Here is a 5309-nt window from a genome sequence, read left to right on the forward strand (position 1 = left end):
GGAGCCGCTGGTGTCGCTCGCGATCCTCGCCGTCACGTGTCTCGCGGCGATCGCGGTCGGCGCGAAGATCTACGAGAACTCGATCCTCCGCATGGGCGGCCGCGTCAAGCTGAAGGAGGCGCTGAAGGCCTGAGCCGCCTCTCTCAGAGGACGGATGCCACGGCCCACAACCTCCTCGCTTCGGATTCATCGTCCACCGCCGCATGACCGGACGTGCGTGATGGATGAGGCGGGCGGGACGGATGAGGCGGGACGGATGCCTCGGACCTGCCGATCGCGGAGGTCCGGGGCCTCCGTCGTCTCCGCCCCGAAGCCGTTCGGCTTCCATGCGACCCATCGTGTGCATGGCGCGCTCATCGATCCGCGGCACGGTACGCGCGGCCGCTCGACGGCCACAACAGCCGGACAGCACCGGTCGGACAGGCCCGAGCCGGACGAGCCCGCAGTCGGACAGGCCCACTGTCGGACGGCCTTTTCGGTCGGAGCGCGCCCGTCTCCGATCACACAGCTCCGTCATGCCGCATCTCTCCATCCGGGCCGTCGGGGTGGTGGGTCCCAGAGCCATCGGAGCGGGGCTTTCGAGCGCAATGGGAGGGGTTCGATGTTCATGCCCGGTGGCGGATGTAGCACGAACCCGCCACCGGTGATCGGTTCGATCCGCCAGCCCGTGTTGTGCAGGTGGAGGTGATGGTACCGGCACAGCAGCACCCCGGAGTTGCAGTCGGTGGCGCCCCCTTCTGCCCAGTGCGCGCCGTGGTGGGCTTCGCAGTAGGCGGGTGGGCGGTCGCAGCCGGGCCACAGGCATCCGCCGTCCCGGACGGCCATCACGAGCTTCTGCCGGGCCGAGTCCAGCCGTTGTTCGCGACCGAGGTCCAGCGGGGTCCCGCTGGTGTCGAGGGTGACCTCGATGGTCCCGGTGACGCACAGGGCGCGTTCCAGCACCGACCCGGGCACGGTCACCGTCCCGTCGTCGGTGTGCGCGGTCGCGACCAGCCGCCCGAACGCGTCCCGGTGCGCGTGCTCCCCGGTGACCGTGTCGGTCAGCGTCACGAGGCGGACGCCGGCTTCCTTGGCCCCGAACACGTCTTTCACGTTCGCGAGCGCCCCGGCGCGGAGGAGGTCGAGGAACAGGTCGTACGCGAGCTGGTCATTCGACCGCGGATCGACCACCAGCTCCTCGGCCTGCTTCTTCTCGCCTTCGGCAACGAACCTCGGCCCGCCACGACGTGGGGACAGCGCGGTGCCCATCAGGGACCGGAACCAGGCGCCGCCCTCGTCGTCGAACACGATATGCGCCGCAGGGAGCCCGTCACTGGTGGTGGACCACCGGTACGACCGCTTGCCGAACCGGGCCGCGTACCGGTCCTCGGCCCCGGTCGGGTCGAGGAGGTCCCGCAGCACCCGCGCCCGGGAGGCGAGGTCCTCGACCGTGCACAACGGGGCCTCCGCGGCCAGCTCACGGGCCGCCGCACGCCACGCCGCCACCACGTCGGTGTCACGAGCGTCCGCGTCCGGCACGTGCCCCTCGGTGTCGGCGTCGGCGTCGGCGCCGACCCTGCCGCCGGTGTCCGCGGCACATCCACCCGCACCGGCGCCGCGACCGTTGACGGGCGGTTCCCCGAGCCCGGTCTTGATCGCATGCAACTGCCCGGTCGTGAGCGCCCCCGCAAGCAACGCCACCCGCAACGGTTCATGCCACGGCGCCACCGCGACGGCGTCCGACCCTGCATCCGGCGTTGATCCGACATCCGGCCCCACCGCGCGTCCACCCGCGTCCCCGACCCCGTCCAGCAGCGCCTCGCCGACCTTCACCGCCCGGATCGCCTCACCCCGGCTCACTCCGGTCACGTCCCGCACGAACTCCACCGCGTTCCGATGCCCGGTGCCCTGCACCAGCCCGCCATGCCCCCGGTCCCGCCCGGACCGCGCCGCGGCGACACCGACCAACACCGCCTGCAACGTCGTCGCCCGCTTCACAAGCCCCGCCACCACACCGAGCGCGTCACGCACGGACACATCACTGAGCCGCACCACCGACCCCGGCAACTCACCCGCAGGAACGTCGAGCTCCACGAACACACCGAGCCGCGTCACCGCGTCGCTCATATCTTCGAGGAATCCCATACCCGAAGCATCGTACATATCTCCGACATTGACGAGGCCAACCGACCCTCGAGCCGCTCGATCGGGTCGCCGGGGCCGCGGTCGAGGGGCGCATCGACGCGGTGCTCGCACAGCTGCGCGTTGCTCATCCCGACCCCGCCGGCCGGGAAGGAGACGCTCCGCGCCCTGCTGACGACGCTGGAGCGACCGGACGCGAGCGTGTCGGAGGCCGGCGCTAGCGTGGGACCATGCGCTCCGACGCCGACGGCGAATCGTCCATCCGGGTCACCCGGGCCCGCACCAACAACCTCCGCGACGTGTCGCTCGACGTGCCGAAGAAGACCATGACGGTCTTCACCGGCGTCTCCGGGTCGGGCAAGTCGTCGCTCGTGCTCGACACGATCGCCGCCGAGGCGCAGCGTCTCGTGAACGACTCGTACTCCTCGTTCCTGCGCGCCCGGCTGCCGCAGCTGCCGGCCCCGGACGTGCAGGCGATGGCCGGGCTGACCTTCACGACCCTCATCGACCAGCGCCGCTTCACCGGCAACGCGCGCTCGACCGTCGCGACGGCGACCGACCTCGCTCCCCTGCTGCGGCTCGTCTTCTCGCGCATCGGGGTGCCTTCGGCGGGCTACTCGCCGTCGTACTCGTTCAACGACCCGCGCGGGTCGTGCCCGCGCTGCGAGGGGCTCGGCACGGTCGTCGACATCGACGCCGACGAGCTGATCGACCCGACGAAGAACATCGACGAGGGCCCGGTGCGCTTCAGCATGTTCCGCCCCGGCACGTACCGGTGGAAGCGGTTCGCCTACTGCGGGTTCTTCGATCGACAGAAGCCGCTCGGCGACTACACGCCGGAGGAGCTCGACCTCTTCCTCTACGCCGAGGAGGTCAAACCGGTCGACCCCGATCCGAGGTTCCCGGCATCCGGGCGGTTCGACGGCGTCGTGACGCGACTGCGCGACGTGTACGTGCGCCGACGCCCCGAGAAGATCTCGAAGGAGGTGCGCGCGGAGCTCGACCGCATCATGACGCGGCACACGTGCCCCGAGTGCCACGGCGCACGGCTGAACGCCGCGGCCCGGGCGAGCCTCGTCGACGGGCGCTCGATCGTCGACTGGATGGCGATGTCGGTGTCGGAGCTGCGCGCGCTGCTCGACGACGCGGGCGACCCCCGGGTCGCCCCTGCGCTCAACGGTGTCCGTCGCGTGCTCGACGCGCTGTTGTCGGTCGGCCTCGGCTACCTCACGCTCGACCGCGAGTCGGGCACGCTCTCCGGCGGCGAGGCGCAGCGCGTGAAGATCGTCCGCCATCTCGGCAGCGCCCTGACCGACGTGACGTATGTCTTCGACGAGCCCAGCGCGGGTCTGCATCCCGCCGACATCCAGCGGCTCACGGCGCTCCTGCAGCGCCTGCGGGATGCCGGCAACACGATCCTCGTGGTCGAGCACCAGCCGCAGGTGATCGCGGTCGCCGACCACGTCGTCGACATCGGGCCGGGCGCCGGCGCCTCGGGCGGCACCGTGCAGTTCGAGGGGACCCCCGCCGAGCTCGTCCACAGCGACACGATCACGGGACGCGCGATGGCCGAGCCCCTGCACGTGCGCGACGCGATCCGCACGCCGAGCGGACAGGTGCGCGTGCGCGACGCGCGGGCGCACAACCTGACCGGCTTCGACGTCGATGTGCCGCTGGGCGTCCTGACCGCGGTGACCGGCGTCGCCGGCTCGGGGAAGAGCTCGTTCGCGACCGTGGAGCTGCCCCGGCAGCATCCGCGGTTCACGGTCGTGGGCCAGGATCCGCTGCGCGGCGGCGTGCGCTCCACGTCGCTCAGCATCCTCGGCGTCGCCGGCACCGTCCGGCAGGTGTTCCACGACGCCTCGGGACTGGACGCGTCGTGGTTCAGCTTCAACTCGCGGGGCGCCTGCCCGACCTGCAAGGGCAAGGGCTACATCACGACCGAGCTCGCGTTCCTCGATGACGTCTCCACACCCTGCGACGCGTGCGGCGGCCTGCGGTTCAACGACACCGCGCTGTCGGTCACCGTCGACGGCCGCACGATCGCCGACGTGCTGCGGCTCAACGCGGCAGGCGTCGCGGAGCTCCTGAACGAGCACGCCGAGATCGTCACCGCCATGGACTGGCTCGGCCGGGTCGGGCTCGGCTACCTCGACGTGGGGCGATCGCTCGACACGCTCTCCGGCGGCGAGCGCCAGCGACTGCTGCTGGCCCGTCACCTCGCGGCGTCCGGCCGCCTCGGCGACGAGCACATCGTGCTCGACGAGCCGACCGTCGGCCTCCACCCGAGCGACGTCGACACCCTCGACCTGCTGTTCGCCGAGCTGGTCGACGAGGGCGCGACGCTCGTGGTGGTCGAGCACAACCTGCGTGTCGTCGCGAGCGCCGACCACGTCATCGACATCGGGCCGGGCGCCGGCTCGGAGGGCGGTCGCCTCGTCTTCGCCGGGACGCCCGCCGACCTGATGGCCGATCCCGCCTCGCTCACGGGACGTGCCCTCGCCGTCGCGACCGCGACGACGAGAGCGTAGCCGGCTCCGCCGGCGACCGGGCGCTGATCAGCGGTAGGCCGCTCCCGAGCCGGCGAGCGCGACGTAGTAGACGAGCACCGACTCGGCCGAGTCCGACCAGATGAAGTGCTCGACCGGAGGAAGCGCGAACGCGTCGCCCTCGCCGATCGGCCGGACGCCCTCGCCGCCGACGTACAGCGACCCGCTGCCGGAGATGACGTAGTACAGCTCGACGTTCGTGTCCGCGTGCGCGAGCTCGGCCGGGGACTTGCCCGCGGGGATCGGACCGTAGGCGCCGATCCCGGCATCCGCCCCGAATCCCTCGTCCTCGATCAGGTTCGACCAGACCTTCGTGACCGCGTTGAACTGCCGCGGTTCGAGGCTGCGCCGGTTGGTGATGGTGACCATTCTCGTGTGTGACCTTTCAGAAGATATTGACGATGTGCGGAAAAGCTGTGCGAGAAGAGGATGCTTTCTTTTCGACCGCCTATTCTGTGGCCGTGTTCAGCTCGGGCGAGGTGTAATACCACTCGGGCAGGTAATACCACTTCTTCATGATCTTCTCGTATTCGCCGTCGTCCATGATCTCCTGCAGGGCGGCCATGATCGCGTCGCGCAGTTCCACGTTCTCCTTCGAGACCATGAACCCGAGCGGTTGCGTCTGCGCACCGTAGTTGA

4 protein-coding genes and 1 pseudogene are annotated in these 5309 nt (G+C 70.6%); 2 read left to right on the forward strand and 3 right to left on the reverse strand.

The window, feature by feature from the left end; translation table 11 throughout:
* A pseudogene (locus tag WML84_RS12470) lies at nucleotides 1–133 on the forward strand (ABC transporter permease); the annotation flags it as partial.
* 380 nt (nucleotides 134–513) lie between these two features.
* Here WML84_RS12470 and WML84_RS12475 read toward each other — a convergent pair.
* Nucleotides 514–2124, reverse strand: a complete 1611-nt coding sequence (locus WML84_RS12475) for a DUF222 domain-containing protein (protein ID WP_347346465.1) — start codon at nucleotides 2122–2124, stop codon at nucleotides 514–516.
* A 227-nt stretch (nucleotides 2125–2351) separates the two neighbouring features.
* Here WML84_RS12475 and WML84_RS12480 point away from each other — a divergent pair, with 227 nt between their 5' ends.
* Nucleotides 2352–4652 carry an ATP-binding cassette domain-containing protein gene (locus WML84_RS12480; protein WP_347346466.1) on the forward strand — a complete coding sequence of 767 codons (2301 nt, stop codon included), beginning with the start codon at nucleotides 2352–2354 and terminating at the stop codon, nucleotides 4650–4652.
* 27 nt (nucleotides 4653–4679) lie between these two features.
* Here WML84_RS12480 and WML84_RS12485 read toward each other — a convergent pair whose 3' ends face one another.
* Nucleotides 4680–5039 (reverse strand): cupin domain-containing protein, encoded by a 360-nt coding sequence (locus WML84_RS12485; RefSeq protein WP_347346467.1) that lies wholly within the window; start codon nucleotides 5037–5039, stop codon nucleotides 4680–4682.
* Nucleotides 5040–5118: 79 nt separating this feature from the next.
* On the reverse strand, nucleotides 5119–5309 hold a 191-nt coding region (locus tag WML84_RS12490; RefSeq protein ID WP_347346468.1), incomplete at its 5' end, for a transporter substrate-binding domain-containing protein.

The sequence above is a fragment of the Microbacterium sp. genome (genome assembly GCF_039812165.1).
Taxonomy (GTDB): Bacteria; Actinomycetota; Actinomycetes; order Actinomycetales; family Microbacteriaceae; genus Microbacterium.